This window comes from Limnohabitans sp. (genome assembly GCF_034680285.1).
Taxonomy (GTDB): domain Bacteria; phylum Pseudomonadota; class Gammaproteobacteria; order Burkholderiales; family Burkholderiaceae_C; genus Limnohabitans_A.
The window spans coordinates 247,202-266,515 of record NZ_JAXITC010000002.1; the positions used below are offsets into that span (position 1 = coordinate 247,202).

At 61.3% G+C, this 19,314-nt stretch carries 17 protein-coding genes; 7 read left to right on the forward strand and 10 right to left on the reverse strand.

Annotated features, from left to right (window positions below; translation table 11 throughout):
* The first annotated feature begins 3 nt into the window (after nt 1–3).
* Genes SWE17_RS02950 through SWE17_RS02965 form a run of 4 tightly spaced genes read left to right on the forward strand, consistent with a single transcriptional unit; the run spans nt 4 to nt 4,244 of the window.
* Complete coding sequence (locus tag SWE17_RS02950; protein ID WP_322991636.1) at nt 4–1,239, forward strand: ABC transporter substrate-binding protein; 1,236 nt, start codon at nt 4–6, stop codon at nt 1,237–1,239.
* Complete coding sequence (locus SWE17_RS02955) at nt 1,236–2,966, forward strand: ABC transporter permease (protein WP_322991637.1); 1,731 nt, start codon at nt 1,236–1,238, stop codon at nt 2,964–2,966. The genes SWE17_RS02950 and SWE17_RS02955 overlap by 4 nt, the downstream gene beginning before the upstream one ends.
* A complete protein-coding gene (locus tag SWE17_RS02960; RefSeq protein ID WP_322991638.1) occupies nt 2,963–3,640 on the forward strand; it encodes an ATP-binding cassette domain-containing protein in 678 nt (225 codons plus the stop codon). The genes SWE17_RS02955 and SWE17_RS02960 overlap by 4 nt, the downstream gene beginning before the upstream one ends.
* Nucleotides 3,633–4,244 carry a CDP-alcohol phosphatidyltransferase family protein gene (locus SWE17_RS02965; RefSeq protein ID WP_322991639.1) on the forward strand — a complete coding sequence of 204 codons (612 nt, stop codon included), beginning with the start codon at nt 3,633–3,635 and terminating at the stop codon, nt 4,242–4,244. The genes SWE17_RS02960 and SWE17_RS02965 overlap by 8 nt, the downstream gene beginning before the upstream one ends.
* A gap of 154 nt (nt 4,245–4,398) precedes the next feature.
* Here SWE17_RS02965 and SWE17_RS02970 read toward each other — a convergent pair whose 3' ends face one another.
* Nucleotides 4,399–5,322 carry a hypothetical protein gene (locus SWE17_RS02970; RefSeq protein ID WP_322991640.1) on the reverse strand — a complete coding sequence of 308 codons (924 nt, stop codon included), beginning with the start codon at nt 5,320–5,322 and terminating at the stop codon, nt 4,399–4,401.
* A 30-nt stretch (nt 5,323–5,352) separates the two neighbouring features.
* Entirely contained in the window at nt 5,353–6,015 is a 663-nt protein-coding gene (locus SWE17_RS02975; protein ID WP_322991641.1) for a HEPN domain-containing protein, read from the reverse strand.
* A gap of 471 nt (nt 6,016–6,486) precedes the next feature.
* Between SWE17_RS02975 and SWE17_RS02980 the strand changes: the two genes are divergently transcribed.
* From SWE17_RS02980 to SWE17_RS02990, 3 genes are all read left to right on the forward strand, one after another.
* Entirely contained in the window at nt 6,487–7,926 is a 1,440-nt protein-coding gene (locus SWE17_RS02980) for a Fic family protein (protein WP_322991642.1), read from the forward strand.
* A gap of 114 nt (nt 7,927–8,040) precedes the next feature.
* A complete protein-coding gene (locus SWE17_RS02985) occupies nt 8,041–10,203 on the forward strand; it encodes an FAD-dependent oxidoreductase (RefSeq protein WP_322991643.1) in 2,163 nt (720 codons plus the stop codon).
* A gap of 5 nt (nt 10,204–10,208) precedes the next feature.
* Complete coding sequence (locus SWE17_RS02990) at nt 10,209–10,955, forward strand: DUF3047 domain-containing protein (RefSeq protein WP_322991644.1); 747 nt, start codon at nt 10,209–10,211, stop codon at nt 10,953–10,955.
* 16 nt (nt 10,956–10,971) lie between these two features.
* Here the strand turns inward: SWE17_RS02990 and SWE17_RS02995 are convergent, their stop codons facing one another.
* The 8 genes from SWE17_RS02995 to SWE17_RS03030 all read right to left on the reverse strand — a co-directional run bounded on the left by SWE17_RS02995 (nt 10,972) and on the right by SWE17_RS03030 (nt 19,288).
* On the reverse strand, nt 10,972–11,952 hold the full coding sequence (locus tag SWE17_RS02995; RefSeq protein ID WP_322991645.1) for a tripartite tricarboxylate transporter substrate-binding protein: 981 nt from the start codon (nt 11,950–11,952) through the stop codon (nt 10,972–10,974).
* 131 nt (nt 11,953–12,083) lie between these two features.
* Nucleotides 12,084–12,848: an ABC transporter substrate-binding protein gene (locus SWE17_RS03000; protein ID WP_322991646.1), complete on the reverse strand. Its 765-nt coding sequence runs from the start codon at nt 12,846–12,848 to the stop codon at nt 12,084–12,086.
* A gap of 64 nt (nt 12,849–12,912) precedes the next feature.
* Nucleotides 12,913–13,590, reverse strand: coding sequence for a cupin domain-containing protein (locus SWE17_RS03005; protein WP_322991647.1), 678 nt, complete (start codon nt 13,588–13,590; stop codon nt 12,913–12,915).
* A 32-nt stretch (nt 13,591–13,622) separates the two neighbouring features.
* Nucleotides 13,623–15,977: a selenide, water dikinase SelD gene (gene selD, locus SWE17_RS03010; RefSeq protein ID WP_322991648.1), complete on the reverse strand. Its 2,355-nt coding sequence runs from the start codon at nt 15,975–15,977 to the stop codon at nt 13,623–13,625.
* Nucleotides 15,977–16,969, reverse strand: coding sequence for a selenoneine biosynthesis selenosugar synthase SenB (gene senB, locus SWE17_RS03015; protein ID WP_322991649.1), 993 nt, complete (start codon nt 16,967–16,969; stop codon nt 15,977–15,979). The genes selD and senB overlap by 1 nt, the downstream gene beginning before the upstream one ends.
* Nucleotides 16,970–17,076: 107 nt before the next feature.
* Nucleotides 17,077–17,244 (reverse strand): hypothetical protein, encoded by a 168-nt coding sequence (locus tag SWE17_RS03020; protein WP_322991650.1) that lies wholly within the window; start codon nt 17,242–17,244, stop codon nt 17,077–17,079.
* 10 nt (nt 17,245–17,254) lie between these two features.
* Entirely contained in the window at nt 17,255–18,328 is a 1,074-nt protein-coding gene (locus SWE17_RS03025; protein WP_322991651.1) for a YeeE/YedE thiosulfate transporter family protein, read from the reverse strand.
* A 9-nt stretch (nt 18,329–18,337) separates the two neighbouring features.
* Nucleotides 18,338–19,288 (reverse strand): sulfurtransferase, encoded by a 951-nt coding sequence (locus SWE17_RS03030; protein ID WP_322991652.1) that lies wholly within the window; start codon nt 19,286–19,288, stop codon nt 18,338–18,340.
* Between the last annotated feature and the right edge of the window lie 26 nt (nt 19,289–19,314).

Sequence of the window (19,314 nt, forward strand, 5' to 3'; positions counted from 1 at the left end):
GTTATGCATTTCAATCCAGTTGCCATCACCCATCCGTCATTTAGGCTGAACCGACGCCAAGCCTTCGCTGCAGCTGCTGCCTTGGTCGCCCCCGCTTGGGCGCAAGCGCAAAAGGCAGATTGGGCCGACACCGAGCGCGCCGCCCGTGGTCAGACGGTGTACTTCAACGCCTGGGCAGGCAGCGAACGCATCAACGCCTACTTGCAATGGGCAGCGGCTGAGTTGCAGCGCGACTTTGGCGTCAAGCTGCAGCACGTCAAGATCAGCGATGCGGCCGATGTGGTCAAACGCATTCGCGCCGAAAAGCAAGCTGGCCGCAAAGACACCGAAGGCACGGTGGACCTGGTCTGGATCAACGGAGAGAACTTTGCCGCCATGAAGCGCGATGGTTTGTTGTCTGCGCCCTTTGCACAAGCCTTGCCCAATTTCCAGTGGGTAGATGCCGTGGGCAAGCCCACCACGCTGGTCGATTTTTCGGTGCCCACTGATGGTCTCGAATCGCCCTGGGGCATGGCCCAGCTCACGTTTTTTGCCGATGCCCAGCGTCTGCCCAAACCACCACAAAACATGGCCGAGTTGCTGGCCTTGGCCCGCAGCCAACCCGGGCGCATCACGTACCCGCGCCCGCCCAACTTTCATGGCACCACCTTCGTCAAGCAGGCCTTGATCGAACACGCGCCGGACGTGAAAGCGTTGGCCCAGCCCGTGACGCCCGCAGCTTTGGCGGCGCAGGCTGCGCCGCTGTGGCGCTTTTTGGATGCGTTGCACCCGCATTTGTGGCGCGGTGGCAAACAGTTCCCGCAAAACTCGGCAGCCGTGCGCCAGATGATGGCCGATGGTGAGTTGGTGATGGCGCTGACGTTCAACCCCAATGAAGCGGCCAACGAGATCGCCGCCAAACGCCTGCCCGCCACGGTGCAGAGCTGGCAGTTCGCCAAGGGCACGATTGGCAACACCCACTTTGTGGCCATTCCGTACAACGCGCCCAGCAAAGCGGGTGCGCAGCTGGTCGCCAACTTTTTGCTGTCACCCGCCGCGCAAGCACGCAAGGCTGACATTGATGTGTGGGGCGACCCGACGGTGCTGAATGTGGCCCGCTTACCTGCGGCTGATCGTGCGCGGTTTCAGTCGGCTTCACGTCCCGGGCAAGTGGCCGTGACGGCCCCCGTGCTGCCCGAGCCGCATGCGTCCTGGGTTGATGCACTCGAAAAAGAGTGGACCCGCCGTTACGGCGTGTGAGCTTCTTGCCCACCTTTTTGCTGGCCTTGATCGCTGCCGTGCCCATGGGCTGGGCGCTGTGGGCGGCCGCTTCGCAAGCGTTGGATATCAGCGCTTGGCAGGCCTTGTGGGCCGATCCGCAAGCGCTGCGTGCTTGGGGCATGACCCTGTGGACCGGGCTGGCCTCCACGGTGCTGGTGTGGTGGACCGTGGCGCGTTTGTTGGCCCATGGTTTCATTCGGCAGCAATTGGCCCGCTGGCTCAGCCATGTGCCCGCCTTGCTGGCCACGCCGCACGCGGCCATGGCCATTGGCTTGGTGTTGTGGCTTTCGCCCAGCGGCTGGGCTTTGCGCCTGGTGTCGCCGGGCCTGTCGGGTTTTGATGCACCACCGCCTTGGTTGACCACACAAGACCCGTGGGGCTTGGGCTTGATTTTGGCGCTGTGGCTCAAAGAAGTGCCGTTTTTACTCTGGGTGGCGGCCACGCAATTGCAACGCGAAGACCTGCGTAGACGATGGCAGGCCGAATTTGCACTGGCCCAAACTTTGGGCCACACGCCCGCCACCGCCTTTGCCCAAGTGGTTTGGCCACAACTGGCCCCGCGTTTGCGCTGGCCGCTGCTGGCGGTGTTGGCCTATGGCCTCACGGTGGTGGACATGGCGCTCATCATTGGCCCTGCGACGCCACCCACTTTGGCGGTGCTGGCCTGGCAATGGCTGGGTGATGCCGATGCGGCCATGCAGGCGCAAGGTGCGGCAGCGGCGGGGTGGCTGACGGGCACGGTGCTGGTGGCGGGTGTGCTCACTGTGATGGCGTTGCGAGTGGTCGCGGCCATGCGCACATTCGCGAGCAGGGGCTCGCTCCCACAAAAAATGCTGCCTTGGGTTGGGCGTTTTTGTGGGAGGCTGCCCCTGCAGCCGAATGGTCACTCAAGCAAACATGCGCATTCAGCAGCAGGCCTCTTGCGCGGACGAATATCCGGCCTGGCGCTCGCCATCGGCGGTGCCTACCTCGCCGTCTGGTTCGCCCTGATCGTGGGCAGTGTGTCTGGCGTCTGGCCTTTTCCGCAGCTTTGGCCATCGCTGTGGACGGGAGATGCCTGGTTGCAAGTGATCGCCAGTGCCCCCACGGTGTGGACCACCTTGGGTTTGGCGGCGGCCTCTGCCAGTGTGTGCCTGGGTTGGTCGGTGGCCTGGCTGGAGCTGACACCGCGCCGCTGGCAACAGGCTTTGCGGCCCTGGTGGTTGCTGCCGCTGGTGTTGCCCTCGGTGCTGTGGGTGGTGGGCCTCTACAGCGTGGCGCTGCAGTGGCGACTGGAGGGGCAGTGGCTGGGCCTGCTTTTGGCGCATGCGGTCATGGTGCTGCCGTATGTGCTGCTGGCCTTGGAGCCCGCCTATTTGGCGGTCGATCCGCGTCAATCGGCCGTGGTGGCCAGCTTGGGTCAGGGCCGATGGACTGACTTGCTGCGCATCAAATGGCCGCTGCTCAGACGCGCCATCGCCTCGGCTTGGGCGGTGGGTTTTGCGGTCAGTGTGGCGCAGTATTTGCCCACCTTGTATGTGGGGGCGGGGCGCTTTGCCACGGTCACCACCGAGGCCGTGACACTGGCGTCTGGCGCGCAGCGCTCGCTCATGAGCGCTTATGCCGCTTTGCAAATGCTCTTGCCCGTGTTGGCCTTTGCTTTGGCCGCTTACTTGGGCAGGCCACGCCAATTTGAGAAGATCGGGCCGATGAAAGACAACACATGAACGCGGGACTCCAGATCGACATCGACCGCTTGGGCACGGCGGCGCAGACCTTGGTGCAAGACCTGCACCTGAATGTGCCCGCAGGCGAGATCCTCACGCTCATGGGGCCGAGTGGTTGCGGCAAAAGCTCGGTGCTGGCAGCCACTGCGGGCACGCTGGCCAGCGTGTCCGAAGGTTTGCAGCCTTTGCAGTTTGAAGGTCGCGTGCAGCTGAACGGCCGTGACCTCACCGCCTTGCCCACGCACCTGCGCAGTGTCGGCTTGGTGTTTCAGGATGCTTTGCTGTTTGCGCACATGACGGTGGCCGAGAACCTGCTGTTTGCCGTTTCCCGCACCTTGCCGCTTGCACAGCGCCAAGCGCGTGTGCAGCAAGCGCTGCAAGAAGCCGAGCTGAGCGGCATGGGCGAGCGCGACCCGTCCACGCTCTCGGGCGGTCAGCGTGCGCGTGTGGCGCTCATGCGCGCCTTGCTGGCCGAGCCGCAAGCGCTGCTGCTCGATGAGCCGTTTTCCAAACTCGACGCTGCCTTGCGCGCCCAGCTGCGCCCGTGGGTGTTTGCACATGTGCGCGAGCGGCGCATCCCTGTGGTGCTGGTCACACACGACGAACAAGACGTGGCCGATCCGCAGCGCGTGGTGCAATTGCGCGCCACCGAAGAAAGCAGTAACCATGTTTGACCGCCACGCCCAAACCCTTTTGCGCCCCGCACTCAACGCCGCCGCACACGGCTTGGTGCGCGCAGGCATCAGCGCTGACGCGCTGACCTGGCTGGGCTTTGCCATCGGCATGGCCGCCGCCGTGGCCATTGCGCTGCAAGCGTGGTGGTGGGGCCTGGCGCTGCTGCTGGCCTCGCGCCTGCTTGACGGCCTGGACGGCAGCGTGGCCCGCCTGACCCAGCCCACCGACGCGGGCGGCTTCTTGGACATCGCACTCGACTTCGTGTTTTATGCCGCCATCCCCCTGGCCTTTGCGGTGGCCAACCCCAGCGCTAACGCATTGCCCGCCGCAGCCCTGCTGGCCAGCTTCATCGGCACCGGCAGCAGCTTTTTGGCGTTTGCCGCACTGGCCGAAAAACGCGGCCTTGCTGACACCGCCTTGCCGGGCAAAAGCTTTTACTTCTTGGGCGGCCTGACCGAAGCCACCGAGACCATCACCGTCTTTGCCGCCATGTGCATCTGGCCTGAACACTTTGCGGTGTTGGCTTATGGGTTTGCGGGGTTGTGTGCCATCACCACGGGGATGCGGGTTTGGTGGGGGTATCGGCGGTTGGGGTTAGGTTAAGCGGCCATTTGATCGGCTGGGATGGGGCTGATAAGCATGGACATCTAACTTGGAGGTCACTGGCGCAGCGCCGTTTCATTGTGGAGCGTCTGTGTGTATTTCCGGGCCGGGCGTTTAGTAGGTGTTGCCTTCATAAAGTGCGAATGAGACCTTGCTACTTGAGGCCGTAGTACTTGAGTAGTGCCTCTTTGACGACGTCCATGGCGACTGCGACACCCATATTCCATGTACCAGATACCGCTTTCTTCAGGTTCTCAGCGAACCAACTACTAACGCGAGGCCCCATCGGTTCTGCGCTGCTATCAGGCTGCTCTGATGCCGCGAGCCGGGCTAGTTCGTGTGCGTCCTCCTCCGCCATTCCCGAGCCAGTCAAAAACTGTACCAAGCTATTTGCGTCATGCGGTCCCACTGCTACTTGAATCGTAGCCCCATCACCAGTGGCTGCAATTGACGTGAAGTTCCCGTAAATGATTTGCTGCGCAATCTGCGTTGCCGCAGCCGAACTAGGTGCCGATGGCAAAGCGGCAGGGCCGATTGTGATTGATGTGGCGTCTGGAATCGATTTCTCGAGTTCTAGCGTGAGCTCGAGAACACGACTTCGTACCGAATGTCGAATAGCAGCAAGTGATGAGCGAGAAATACTTCCTGTGACCGAGTTGCATGCGTAGTCCGCGTATACATTGCCTTGTAGCAGAAGGATTAGGTCGGCAGCATTAATTCCCAGCTGCCCGCCTTTCTCGGCTGTGGTCATCAAGTTGTCTACGGCGGCAATGCTCTCGCGCACCTCGTGTCGCACCCACTGCTCCCCAGCGAATTTTTTAATCAAGTAGGGCGAAATTGGAGCGTTATTAATTCCAGACCCAAACGGTCCCGAGAAGCTGGCTGTATAACTGACCGGGATGAATCGATAGTCCGGCAAAGCCGTATCGCGTGGGTAGCCTTCTGACTCATGTCGCACCCACTCTGCGAGCGACTGACTTCCGACGCGAGCAGCCAAGAGTCGGAGCCTAAGAAGGATTGGCCCAAGGTCAGAGCCGTCCTGTAAAACTGCTGTTTGAATTTCGTGAAGTAGGCTCACTTATGCTCCTGAAATGTTGCGCAACTTGGTTTACGGTTTATTGCCATCACTGACCACTTGCTCGATTGCTTTAATGAGTGCTGCGATCCAATCTACGTCAGCCACAACCTGCACAGGATCAACATCGTTGTATTTCAGCTTTTGTGGGCGTGATGCGCGTGTGATGTCTCCCTCGTGAACAATTTGATTACGGCGATGGACCAGAGAGTTAAGACGAGACTTTATGGCGTCAGCTTCAATGCCAAGTTTCCCACCAACGCGCGACCAAGGTTTTTCGACACCGGCCCAAGAAAATGCGATGCCTACTTGCTCATACGACTGGAATGTTTCTTTGAGCAGCCGTTTCTGCATCGCATTTTTTATTTGAACCCAAGGTCGAGTGTCCACACCATCTCTTCGGCCACGAACTGTTGCGTCGGCGAGGGCCGCGATATCAGTGAAGGGTAAGTCAAGCTTTGCAAGGGATTTTGGAAGATCGCCCTCTTTTCGAACTTCTGATATTTGCCGGTAAACCAACCAATGCATGTATGAATCAACTGCCGTTATCGCCATCACAAGAGCAGACCGGCGTAGATCGTTTTTGACTTTCGCATCGGGCAGCGTCTGCCCTGAAAGCGCCAAAAGGCGACGACTACGGCGGAGACATGCATCTGAAGCGTTAATTGGATGGAATGGCATGATTAAGACGCCCATCGTGATGCAGACCGCAAAACCCGGGTGATACAACTGGTCTGAGTCGACATATCTTTTTTATTGAAATTGTTGTAATTAGCTTGCGCCTTGGGTTTCAGATCTAACCCAGCACCTAGCACCCAGCCCTCACAACATCCCCGCTGCACTATCTAGGCAGCAGGCATGAAGCGCACAACTATATCCAAATAAATACGAAAAATTAGCTATAAAACACCGTTACGTGTAAACCCCCATCAGACCCTCAAACCCACCCCAAGCACAAACCGGCACGCGCGATTGCGGTGAATATGCCGCTTATTCGCCGCACTATTTGCGGTGAATGGTGAATCTCAACGCCACCACAACCTAGATTGCACGACACTATCACTTGCAAGCGCGACACATTGAGCGACATAATGACCATCAATACTGTCGCTCTTAGTTGCGCTTAGCCCCGTGAGCGCGACAAATGACCCCTCAAAAGGCCTCCCCATGCCCCGCATCACCCCCGCCGACGAATTGCAACTGATCGAATCCATCGTGGCCGCGCACCCGGTCGGGATCGGTATTGCCGAGATCGAGCTGGCCATGGCGCAGCGTCAGGGCGGGGCGCTGAACCGCCGCACTTTGCAGCGCCGCTTGCTCAAACTGATCGATGCGCAGCGGATCGCGTCTGAGGGGCAGAGCATTGCGCTGGTCTACAAGCCGGTGGCGCAGGCATGGGCGCAGCTTGCGGGCGGGGGCGTCAGTGCCCCTTTGAGCATGGGAGTCGGTGTAGCCGAGGCGGAACCCGATCTGCTGGTTTCGCCCGCAGGCGCCAGCATCCGTGATCAGGTTCGCCAGCCGCTGATGCACCGCCGCCCGGTGGGTTATCGGCGTGAGTTTTTAGAGGCGTATCAGCCGGGCGTCACGTTTTACTTGCCAGCCGCCCTGGGAAGCCAGCTGCATGAGATGGGCCGCACGCCCGCCGACGAACGGCCCGCAGGCACCTACGCCCGCGACATCTTGAGCCGTTTGCTGGTGGATTTGTCGTGGGCTTCATCGCGGCTGGAGGGCAACACCTACAGCCGCCTGGACACGCAAAATCTGATCGAGCACGGTCAGGCCGCGCAGGGCAAGGACGCCATCGAAACGCAGATGATCCTGAACCACAAAGCCGCCATCGAGATGCTCATTGAGGACACGGATGACGTGGGTTTTGATGCCTTCACGTTCAAAAACTTGCATGCCGTCTTGTCGCAAGACCTGATGCGCGACCCGCAGGCCAGTGGCCGTCTGCGTCGGCGCGTGGTGGAGATTTCGGGCACGGTGTTTCACCCCGTGGCCATGCCCCAGGTGATTGAGGACTGTTTTGAGCTGCTGCTGAGCAAAGCTGCCGCCATTCCCGACCCGTTTGAGCAGGCGTTTTTCCTCATGGTGCAGCTGCCGTATTTGCAGCCGTTTGAAGATGTGAACAAACGCGTGTCGCGCATTGCCGCCAACATGCCGCTGATCCAGCACAAGCTGTGCCCTTTGTCGTTCATCGATGTGCCCGAGCGGGCATACATCGAAGGCACTTTGGGGGTGTATGAGCTCAACGAGGTCGATTTGTTGCGCGACGTGTTTGTGTGGGCGTATGAACGTTCGTGCCAGCGTTATCTGGCCATCACCCAAACCATGGTCGAGCCCGACCCCCTCAAAATCAAATACCGCGAAGCGCTGATTCTGGCCGTGCAGATGGTGGTTAAGGGTCTGCAAGCGCCTAGCCTAGACGCGCTGGCCCCTGTGGTGGCGCGTATGCAGGTGCCCACAGCCGACCAAGACGCCTTCACCCGCATGTTGGCCGAGGCGCTGCAGCAGTTGCACGAAGGCAGTGTGGCCCGCTACCGGCTGCGTCGCTCTGAATACCTGGCTTGGCAGTTGGTTTGCTCGGGTGGTGACGATCACCTGTAACTTTTTGCCCAACCGCACCGAACTGTCAGTTCATCAGCGTTATCGTTCACGGTCTTGGGCAGTGCACATCTCGCACCATCCGCCAAGTGATCGCCCCATCAGGAGTTTCCCCTCATGCGCCTTCGTCAAATTGTTTTGCTGCTCTTGCTGGCGCTGGCCATCGGCATGTTTGTGGCGCTGGACCTGGGGCGTTATCTGAGCTTTGAGCAGCTCAAGGCCAGCCAAGCCAGTTTTGACCAGCTTTATGCGCAGCAGCCTGTGATGGTGGCCGCCGTTTACTTTGGGGTGTACGTCTTGGCCACGGCGCTGTCGATTCCGGGCGCGGTCATCATCACCTTGGGCGGCGGAGCGGTGTTTGGCCTGTGGCAGGGTTTGTTGCTGGTGTCGTTCGCTTCCACCCTCGGTGCCACCTTGGCTTTTCTGGCTTCGCGCTTTGTGCTGCGCGAGTGGGTGGAGGCGCGTTTTGGTCAGCGCTTGGCCGACATCAACGCAGGCGTGGACAAAGAGGGCGCGTTTTACCTGTTCACTTTGCGCCTGATTCCGGTGGTCCCGTTTTTCCTGATCAACCTGCTCATGGGTCTGACGCGCATGAAGACCTGGACCTATTACTGGGTGAGCCAGTTGGGCATGTTGGCGGGCACGGCGGTGTATGTGAATGCGGGCACGCAACTGGCGCAGCTGGACTCGGTGCGGGGCATTCTGAGCCCGGCGCTGTTGGGCAGCTTTGTGCTGCTGGGCATCTTTCCCTTGTTGGCGCGGCGCATCGTGGCGGCTGTGCAAAAGCGCAAGGTCTATGCCCGCTGGGCCAGCGTGCGCCCCAAGACTTTTGACCGCAACCTGATCGTGATCGGCGGTGGCGCGGCAGGTTTGGTGTCGGCCTACATTGCCGCTGCCGTCAAAGCCAAAGTCACTTTGATTGAAGCCCACAAGATGGGCGGCGACTGCCTGAACTACGGCTGCGTACCGAGCAAGGCCTTGATCAAAAGCGCCAAGCTGGCCCACCAAATGCGCCACGGCGCGAAGTATGGCCTGAGCGACGTCGCGCCCAGCTTCAGTTTCAAGGCGGTGATGCAGCGTGTGCACGATGTGATCAAAGCCATCGAGCCGCACGACAGTGTGGAGCGTTACACCGGCTTGGGTGTGGAGGTGCTGCAGGGTTACGGCAAGCTGGTGAACCCCTGGACGGTGGAAGTGACTTTGAACGACGGCCAAGTGCAGCGACTGACTGCCAGGAGCATCGTGATTGCAGCAGGCGCACGCCCGATGGTGCCGCCTTTGCCGGGCCTCGATGACGTGGGCTACGTCACCAGCGACACGCTGTGGGACGAGTTTGCCAAGCTCGACGACATCCCGAAGCGCATCGTGGTGCTGGGTGGCGGGCCGATTGGCTGCGAGCTGTCACAAAGCTTTGCCCGCTTGGGTGCACAGGTCACGCAGGTCGAGATGGGCGAACGCATCATGGTGCGCGAGGACGAAGAGGTGTCTGCGCTGGCACGGGACGCGTTGCAGGCCGACGGCGTGCGGGTGCTCACCGGGCACAAGGCGCTGCGCTGCGAGCGCCGGGGTGAAGACAAAATTTTGGTGGCCTCCACACAAGGGCAAGAGGTCGAGATCGTGTTTGACGCTCTGGTCTGCGCTGTGGGCCGTGTGGCCCGTCTGCAAGGTTATGGCCTCGAAGACATTGGCGTGCCCACGCACCGCACCGTCGATACCAACGAGTATTTGCAAACGCTCTACCCCAACATCTACGCCGCAGGCGATGTGGCCGGGCCTTACCAGTTCACCCACACGGCTGCGCACCAGGCTTGGTATGCGGCAGTCAACGCGCTTTTTGGGGACTTCAAATCCTTCAAGGTCGACTACCGCGTGATCCCCTGGGCCACCTTCATCGACCCCGAGGTGGCGCGTGTGGGCCTGAACGAACAAGAGGCGCAAGCCCAAGGTATCCCGTACGAGGTCACGAAGTACGGCATCGACGACCTGGACCGGGCGATTGCCGACAGCGAGGCGCATGGCTTTGTGAAAGTGCTCACCGTGCCGGGCAAAGACCGCATTTTGGGCGTGACCATCGTGGGCTCGCACGCGGGTGACTTGCTGGCCGAATACGTGCTGGCCATGAAGCATGGTCTGGGCTTGAACAAGATTTTGGGCACCATCCACACCTACCCGACCATGGCCGAGGCCAACAAGTACGCGGCCGGTGAATGGAAGCGCGCCCACGCGCCGCAAAAGTTGCTGGCATGGGTGGAGAAGTTCCACGATTGGCGGCGCGGATGAACCGTATGTTGAAACCCATCCCCGCGCTGCTGGCGCTGAGCATGGCCTGCGCCAACGCACCTGCCTTCGCACAAAGCTTGTCGCCTTTGGTGCCCGCCGATGGCGCAGCCGCCAACACATGGCGCTTTGTGGGCTTTCCCAAGTCCAAGGCCGACATCCCTGCCACCCGCTTCGAGCTCGCCGATGTGCAGGGCGAGCGGGCGCTCAAGGTCAGCACCCGCGCTTCGTATGGCACCTGGGTACACGACTTGCCCAAAGTTGAGCTGGGTCGCTTGCAATGGCGCTGGCGTCTGGACCAGCCACTCACAGACGGCAAAGTCGTCGCCGACATCCAAACCAAAGCCGGTGACGACGCGGCGCTCAAAGTGTGTGTGATGTTCGACCACCCGCTCGATCGCGTGCCGTTTGTAGAGCGCACCTTGCTGCGCATCGCCCGCAGCGTGAGCGGCGAAGACTTGCCCGCCGCAACGCTCTGCTATGTGTGGGACAGCGTGCACCCCGCAGGCCTGCAAGGCGCCAACCCCTACACCCAGCGCGTGCGCTTCATCACGCTACAAGGCAAGGGCGCGCCTTTGGCCCAATGGCAAACCGAAACCCGCGATGTGGCTGCCGACTTTGCGAAGTTGTTTGCGGACGAGCTGCCCCAAGGCGCTGCCGTGCCGCCGGTGCGCGCCGTGCTGATCGGGGCCGACAGCGACAACACCGGCAGCCGCAGTGTGGGCTGGGTCGGTGCGATCGGCTGGCAACCCTAGCGGGTGCGCTGGACGCTTAAGAGTCGGCCTTGAAGGCGAGGGCGGTCACCAAACGACGCGCCATTTCCGAGTCATCAGCCAAGCGGCGTGTGTGTTCGGCCGTGGTGCTGGCTTCGAGGTTGGCGGCCAAGGGGGTCACAAAATCACGAATGTCTTGCTGGCCCATGGCTTGGCGTAACGCCGCATTCAGGTTTTGCTTGACCGCTTCGCTGACCCCTGCAGGCGCGAAGAAGCCAAACCATTCACGCACCAGCAATTCGCCAAAGCCTTGCTCGCGGTAAGTGGCCACATCGGGCGTAAAAACCGCACGATCGGGGCCTGAGGTGGCCAGAATTCGGATCTTGCCGCCTTTGTGGTGCTGCACCCAATCGCCCAGTGGTGATGACATGCCCGCGAGCTGCCCGCCCATGACTTGCGGAATGGCGGGGCCAGAGCCCGCAAAGGGGACGTTGGTGATTTGGAAGCCACCCAACATGGCCAAGCGACCGGCCAGCAAATGGGGCATGGAGCCCGCAGCAGGATTGCCGATGCTGGCTTTGCCTGGATTGGCTTTGGCCCATTCGACGAAGTCTTTGATGTTTTTGACCGAATCGGGCACGGCAGGTCCGACCACAAAAGCGTGGTCAGTGGAATGTCCAATGCCGATGGGGGTCACATCGGACTGCGCGTAATTGAGTCGGCTGTAAGAGTGCGGGTAAATCGTCAGCATGGAAGCGGGCGAATACAGGATGTGGGCGCCGTCAGCCGCCGCAGACTTGAGGGTGGTGACGCCGATTTGGCCACCAGCGCCAGGTTTGTTGTCCACGATGACGTTGTTGGCGTAAGTGCCACGCATCTTCTCAGCGATCCGGCGGGCAAATGCATCGGTCGTACCACCGGGCGGGAAACCCACAATGATGCGAAGATTTTCCAGGCGAGTTTGCGCAAAGTTGGGCAGATGGGCCAAGCCCAGCATGCTGGCGGCAGCGCCTTGCATCAATTGGCGACGGGTGGTCATGGATCGAAACTCCTCAGGTCGTGGAAGGGAAAGAAACCTCCAGATTGAAGCATTTCATGCCGCCTAGCCACAGAGGGTATTCACTGATCACAGGGCGGCCCGATCCAGCCGTTCGGGCACCTGCGCCAAGGTCAGTCTTGGGTGGGATAGCCTGCGGGTGCCACGGCCGCACCTTTGATTTGGTGCCGAACAAATGCCTCGGCCACCCAGCCGGAGCTTTTGGCCTCTTCTACAAACGCATTCAGCTGTTCACGCGCTGCGGCGCTGCGCTGGGCAGGCATGCCCATGGCTTGGTGAATGACCATGAAGCGGCCGGGCAACAAGCGCACACCGGGCAGGCGCAGCGCATCGGCTTCCAGTTGCTGCTTCACGCCTGCGGCCACTTCCAGTTGTTGGGCCATGAACACCTCGACCACGGCGGGTGAGCTAGGTGCGCGCACGATGCTTGCGTGCTTCAGGTGGCGGGTCAAAAACAAATCGTAAGCACTGCCAGCGCCCACAGTCACGCGGTGGGCGGCCTGGTCGACCTCGTCGTTGCTTTGCAGAGGCGAGTCGCTGCGCACCATGTAGGCCCCTTCGATCTGCACATACGGCGGTGAAAAATGCAGGCCTTCGCCCCGCACCGGGTCGATGGCAAAAAAGCCAATGTCGGCCTCGTCAGCGCGCACGCATTTCACCGAGTCGTCGGCCTTTTTGAAAATGCGCCATTCAATACCCACACCCAACCGTGCGGCCAATGAACGTGACAAGTCAGCCGAGATGCCCGAGGGTTCACCCGCCGAATCGAGCCCGGCCAGTACCGGGTTGCCCAAATTGATGGCCACACGCAAAGTGCCATGAGGCGCAATGAAAGGCGCCATAGAGGCGAGCGAAGGCGTGTGCAAAGGGGCGTTCATGGTGTGTCGTTCAAGGTGGCCGGTTTAAGCCAGGTATCTTAAAAAACCAAGTCCTGCGGGTGGCTTACAAGTGTCCTGTTTTCACCAGGATCAAGCAGCCTTCGCGGCTGAAGGGTTGGTGTTGGCTCATGTGGGGGCTGCGCAGCCAACTGCCTGCAGGGTAGTCGCCGTGTTCGTCCGAGAACACGCCCTCGACCACCAAAATTTCTTCGCCTCCCCAATGCCGGTGCGGGTTGAAAAACGTTTGCGGTGCCCAGCGCACCAGGGCGGTGTTTTGCGTCTCGAAGGTGTTGAGCGGCAAGACCTTGAGGCCTTCCACCATGCCCTGACGCCATTCGCTGCGGCGCGTGTCAATGACCACGCGCTCATCGTCGCGTGCGTCCAGGTGGCGCAGCTTCACAAACAATGTGCAGCCTTCCGGCGAGGAGGGCGCGTGCGAGCTGCCCACCGGGTTTTTGATGTAAGTGCCGGGGCCATACACCCCATGTTCATCTTGCAACGTGCCTTCGAGGACCAAAATTTCTTCGCCTCCGCCGTGCGTGTGGCTGGAAAAAGCCGAGCCCGGTGCATAACGCACGATGGACGTGGCGCGAGCTACTTCACCACCGTCACGCTCCAGCATGCGGCGCGACACACCCGATGAGGGTGAGTCCACCCAGTCGAGCGAGGGGCTGTGGACGATGCAGCGCTGGGTCCGGTCGGCGTTCAGTGTGATGGGTTGCGTGAGGTGTTCGGTGGTCATGAAGGTTCAGTTTTTTCCAGGTGCGAAGGCGCTCAGGTTTTCAGCAGCACCGGCTCGATGGCTTCGCCTTGCGCAGTGATGCGGCCAATGATGGCGGTGTGTGAGTAGCCTGCTGCTTTGAGCGCTTGCACGCATGCCGTCGCTTGGGCGGCGGGCACGCTGGCCAACAGGCCGCCTGCAGTTTGCGGATCAAACAACAGGGGGTAGCGTGGGTCACTCACAAATTCGTCGGCGTTGCGCAGGGCTCGGCGCAGGCGCACATTGGCGGGCTGCAACGAGCTGACGATGCCCGCTTGGACGCAGTCCACCGCGCCGTCCAGCAGGGGCAGTGTGCTCATGTTCAGCTCGGCATCTACGTTTGAAGGGCGCGTCATTTCCACCAAGTGGCCCAACAGGCCAAAACCGGTCAGGTCGGTGCAGGCGGTGGCGCCATGGGTGCGCAAAATGTCAGCACCCATTTGGTTGGACTGCAGCATCGATTGCAGCGCCGCATCGATCCAGCGGCCCTTGGCGGCGTAGCGGGCATGCGCGGCAAACAAGGTGCCGGTGCCAATCGGTTTGGTCAGCAGCAGCACATCGCCCGGCTGCATGCCGCCCTTGCGCATCACGCTGTCCATCTTCTCGTCGATCAGGCCGTTGATGGCAAAGCCCAGGGCCAGCTCGGCGCCTTCGCCCGTGTGCCCGCCCACCAGGGCGCAGCCTGCTGCGTTCAGAACCTCGATCGCGCCACCCATCATTTGGTTCAGCAGGTCTTCGACCTTGCTCTCCAGTCCCGGCGGCACGGTGACCACGGCGGTGGCCGTTTGCGGCGCGCCCCCCATGGCAAAAATATCGCCCAGCGCGTGGTTGGCCGCCACTTTTCCAAACAGATAGGGGTCGTCGATGAAGGCCCGGAAAAAATCCACCGTCTGCACCACGGCCATGCCCGGCGGCACGCGCACCACGGCCGCATCGTCTGGCGAATGCAGGCCGATCAAAACATCTGGCCGCTCCATGGGCTTCAAGTTGCCCAAAGCCCGGGACAAAATGTTGGAGCCGACTTTGGCGCCGCAACCGCCGCAGCGCATGGCAATGGCTGAGATGGCTTGCAGTGACTCTTCGGATGTCAAATTCAGCCGTGTGGTGGGGGCGCGGCCTTGGGCCTGGATGTCTTTGAGAACTTGGCCCATCGACTGAATGGCAGTGCGCAACTGGGTGCCCGGTGAGTTCCAGCCCATCACGGGAAGTTCGGTGAAGCGGCGCATGAATTCCCGGTCGATGCGGTCCTTCCATTGCCAAACCCAGCTGCCTGCAAAGCCAAGCGAACCGCGTGAAGCCACAGCAAAACGGTTACCGGTCGAGATCAGGGCCAGCCAGTGGCGTTGCGGTTTGTAAGCCACCAGCTTTTGGCCGCGCAAGCTGCGGCGCAAATTCTCTGCCAAGGGTTTGGCCATGCGCACGGCAAACACACCGGCTTTTTCCAGCGGGCGGTCCACCAATGAAGCGATGTCGCCCGCCGCGAACACCAGCGGGTCATTCAGGCTTTGCAGCTGGGGGTGCACCAGGATGAAGCCCTGTTTGTCGAGCGCCAGACCCGTGCTTTGCAGCCAAGCGGGGCCACCTGCCTGGGTGACCCACATGGTTTCGTCTGCGTCGAAGGTGCGGCCGTCGCGCGTGTGCAGGCAGCCGGGCGAGACCTGCACCACCTCGGCTTGGGTGTGCACCTCGACATTGCGCTCTTGTAAGACCTTGGCAAACCGCGCGCGAACGCCAGGGTTGTGCGTGGGCAAGATCGTCTCGCCAGAACTCAGCAGAACAAATTTCAGGTCTTCAGGGCTGCGCCCCAAAGCCTTGAGCTCGTTGCGCAATCGGTATTGCATGGACAGTAAAAGTTCTACGCCCCCTGCGCCACCCCCCACCACCGCGATCGTCATGCGACCACGGTGCGTTGGCCATTGCCGCGCTTTGTCCAGCAATGCCAGCCAACGCTGGTTGAACTGTGCAATCGGTTTGACCGGTACAGCCAGCGTTTGTGCGCCTTCAACTTGTTGCACCTGGGGGGTTGAGCCGATGTTGATGGACAAAAAATCGTAGGCCACGGGTGGGCGGTTCTTGCAAATGACGGTTTGGGTTTTGCGGTCGATGCCGATCACGGCATCGTGGTACAGCCGCGCACCCGCAAAGGCACACAGGCGGCCGAGGTCGATGTGCACTTCGTCAAAGCTGTAATGGCCCGAAATGTAGCCCGGCAACATGCCCGAATAAGGCGTGTCAACGTCTGTGCAGATCACCGTGATGCGCACGCCCGGTTCAGGCTTCATGGCAAACATGCGCAGCACGCCGACATGGCTGTGGCCACCGCCGACCAGCACCAGGTCGCGCAACACGGGTTGATCAGATGGTTTCATCAAATTGTCCAGAGGTCTTGCACCCAGCGGTGCAAGGCGGCACGTTCGGCCTGAGGTTCAAACAAGGGTGCGCGCAAGGCGCACTGATGCTGCAAGTGTGCCATCAGCGCATGACCGGTTTGTGGCGCTCGGCAGGCAAGCATTCCATTGGCCAAGGCCTGCGAGTTGCCAGGCTCAAACAGACCATCGTAGTGTTCGCCCAACAAGCCCACATTGCCATCGATGCGTGAAGCCAACACGGGCGTGCCGCTGCAAATCGCTTCCATGAGCACATGGGCGCCGCCTTCCATGCGGCTGCAGTGCACCAACAGGTGCGCGCGTTGAATGCGTTGCAGGGTTTGGCGGTGTGACAGTGCACCCAACCAGCGGTAGTGCGGGCACTGCGCCTGTGTGGCCAGTGCAACCTGGCCCAGTGACGGGTCGAGCGCTGCGCCAATGTGGTCGATCAGGATGCCGCTGGCTGGGGACAGCAGACGTGCTGCTGCCATCAACGTGCGCGGATCTTTTTCTTCGCGCAAATGCCCCACCATGACGATGCGCAGATGCCGGTTGGTTTTAGGCAAGGTCTGACGGGTGCTACTGGATTGGTAAATCACCCGGGTTTTTTCTTGGTGCTGGTGTGGCAAGGATTCGGGACCCAGCCCTTGCAGCACCACCAAAGATTGGGCCAAAGCCAAAGATCGCTGGGCTTGTGGGTCGTGCGCAATGTCTCTGTACAAGTCGGTGCCGGTCAAGGCCAGACCCAATCCACGTTGACCGTGCTGTGCGTACCAGGCTTGTACGGCCTCGGCCGAACGCCGGGCGTGCAGGGCCAGCATCACCTCGTCTTGCCTGGCTTGGGCATGGGCGGCTGGATCGTTGCCGGGCCATTGCCGCACGATCCGAACATGGTGTGGTGCCAGCAAGCGCTGCCATCGGCGCGCCGTTTGCCAGTTGCCGTTGTTGGCATCTGCCAAGGCGGGGCTGACGATGACCACACGGCGATTTTGCATGGCCGGGTTATACCTGAATGGCTGTATCCGAGCGCTGTCCAAGGAGGCGCTTGGTGTCTCAGGATTTCAACATCAGGGCTTGGTCGTAACCCTTGCCGGTCGTGCCCTCATTTCGCCATCGAGCAATGCCCGCCACTCGTGGCCTGGCCCGAGCCTGCCGCAATCAGGGGCGGCTCGTTGCGCAGGTCCACCGGGTCGGAGGCCTGAAAGTCCCAGGCCAAAAAAGCGGCCAGGATGAGCCAGAAAACCGTTTGCAGTTTGTGCGTCGTGTTCATGTGGCCTCCATCAGAACTGGTAATGGCGGCGCACGCGCACGCCAATCAAGGTGCCCGCAAAGGCCAAAGGCACCCACAGCCAACCGTGCAAGCTGCCGGTGGAGATGCCGCTGAGCATGGCGCCGATGTTGCAGCCAAAGGCCAGGCGCGAGCTGTAGCCCATGATGAAACCGGCCACCAGGCCAATCACCCATTGCTGCGTGGTGAGGGGCTTGCTGCCGGCCGGGGACTTGGCCGAGACCCACAGCGCACCGCCCAGAATGCCGATGTTGGTGATGGTGGTTACGTCCATGAACACGGTTTGTGTCAGGCGTTGCGCGTTGCTTGCTTGGCCCCAAAAGGCGTTGGCCGTGGGGTCAAACGCGCCCAGCGCCACCGACACCTTGGCGGCCCACAGGCCAAAGCCGTAAACCACACCCCAAGCCTGGCCCGCCAGCAACAAGTTCAATGTCGCCAGCACGGCAAGTGCTACCGCGCCCCAGATCCAGCGTTTGTCTAACCAGCTTTGGCCCGCGCCCACCCACAGGCGCACGGCCACCAAAACGGCGGCCAGCAGGGCCAGCGTCAAGGCCAAAGCGCCGCCCGTGCCGTATTCGGCGGCAAAACTGACCGGGGCCGTTTGGCCCAGCGACAGCCAGCTGTCCAGGTGCACCGAACCTAAAAAACTGCCCAAGGCGAACAGCGGCAAGATGCCCATGTTGAGCGGCACGCCCAGGCCCGCCTTGTACAAACTGCCCGAGCCGCAGCCGTCGGCAATTTGCATGGTCAGCCCGAACACAAAAGCGCCCACCAGCAAGCTCACGCTCGGTGGCCCGAGGGCTGCGTGCAGTTCAGAAAACTGGCCCAGCAGCGGCAGCGCCGCCAAGCTGGCCAGTGCCAGCAGCAGCACCTGCCCGGTCACGCCTTGCGGGTTGCGTTGCTCAATGAGCTGACGCCAGCCGGTGGTGAAACCAAAGCGGGCGGCAGCCAAAGCCGCGCCCATGCCCACGCCCACCAGCATCAGAACGGCTTGGCGGATGGACACGGACAGCGCCAAAAAGATGAAAAAGGCGGCCAGCAAGGCCGCCAAAGGAAGGCGTTTCATGACCTGAATTTACTTGAAGGTTTTCTCAGCCCAGAACTTGGCGTCGATCAGGAGTTGCTTGGGGCGGCTGGGCACGTTGGCCATTGGCAGGCCGCTGGCGTCTTTGGACCACTCCACCATGGAGCCCGCATAGAGCTTCACGTTTTTCTGGCCCAGCACCTCGGACATGGCAAACCAGTTGGTCGCAGCCCAATGGCCGGTGTTGCAAAAGGACACGGTTTCTTTGGCCGGGTCAATGGGGCTGGCGGCTGCCACTTTTTGGGCCTGCTCGGTGTTCACAAAGGTGGAGCTGCCAGGGGCAAACCATTTGTCGTGTTCGACGTTCACTGCACCTTGCAAGGTGCCGGGCACGCTGGCGGCCACGTGGCGGGTGTCGCCCTTGAAGAATTCGGCCGGGCGGGCGTCGATCAAGGCGGCGTCACCGGCTTTCACGCGGGCCACCAGCTCTTCTTTGGTGGCGACCAGGCTCTTGTCGATTTGCGGCTGAAAGCTGCTGGCCGCCACTTTCACGGCCTGGTTGTTTTGCGGCAAACCGGCCGTGGTCCAGCCCTTCACACCGCCATTGAGCACCGACAGCTCTTTGAGGCCCAGGACTTTGAGGGTCCAGTAAACCCGGGCCGAAGCGCCAAAGTCGGTGGCATCTGCACCGCTGGACACAATCACCGCGTGGGTGCCGGGGGTCAGGCCCAGGCTTTGCACCAAGGTGGTCAGCTTGGGCAGAGCGGGCAATTCGCCAGGGTTGCTGGCCGGGCCGCGCCAAGTGCCATAAGGCGCACTCACCGCGCCAGGGATGTGGTTGGCGGCATACGACTTGGGGTCGCGGATGTCGATCACGCGCACGTTGGCATCAGACAGTTTGGCCTGCAGCTCGGCGGGGCTGAGCAGGGGCTGGGCGGCCAAAGCGGGCACGGAGAAAGCGGTGGCCGATAAAGCCAGAACCAAGGCAGAGATGCGTTTCATGAGGGTCGTTCCTGAAGGTGATGAAC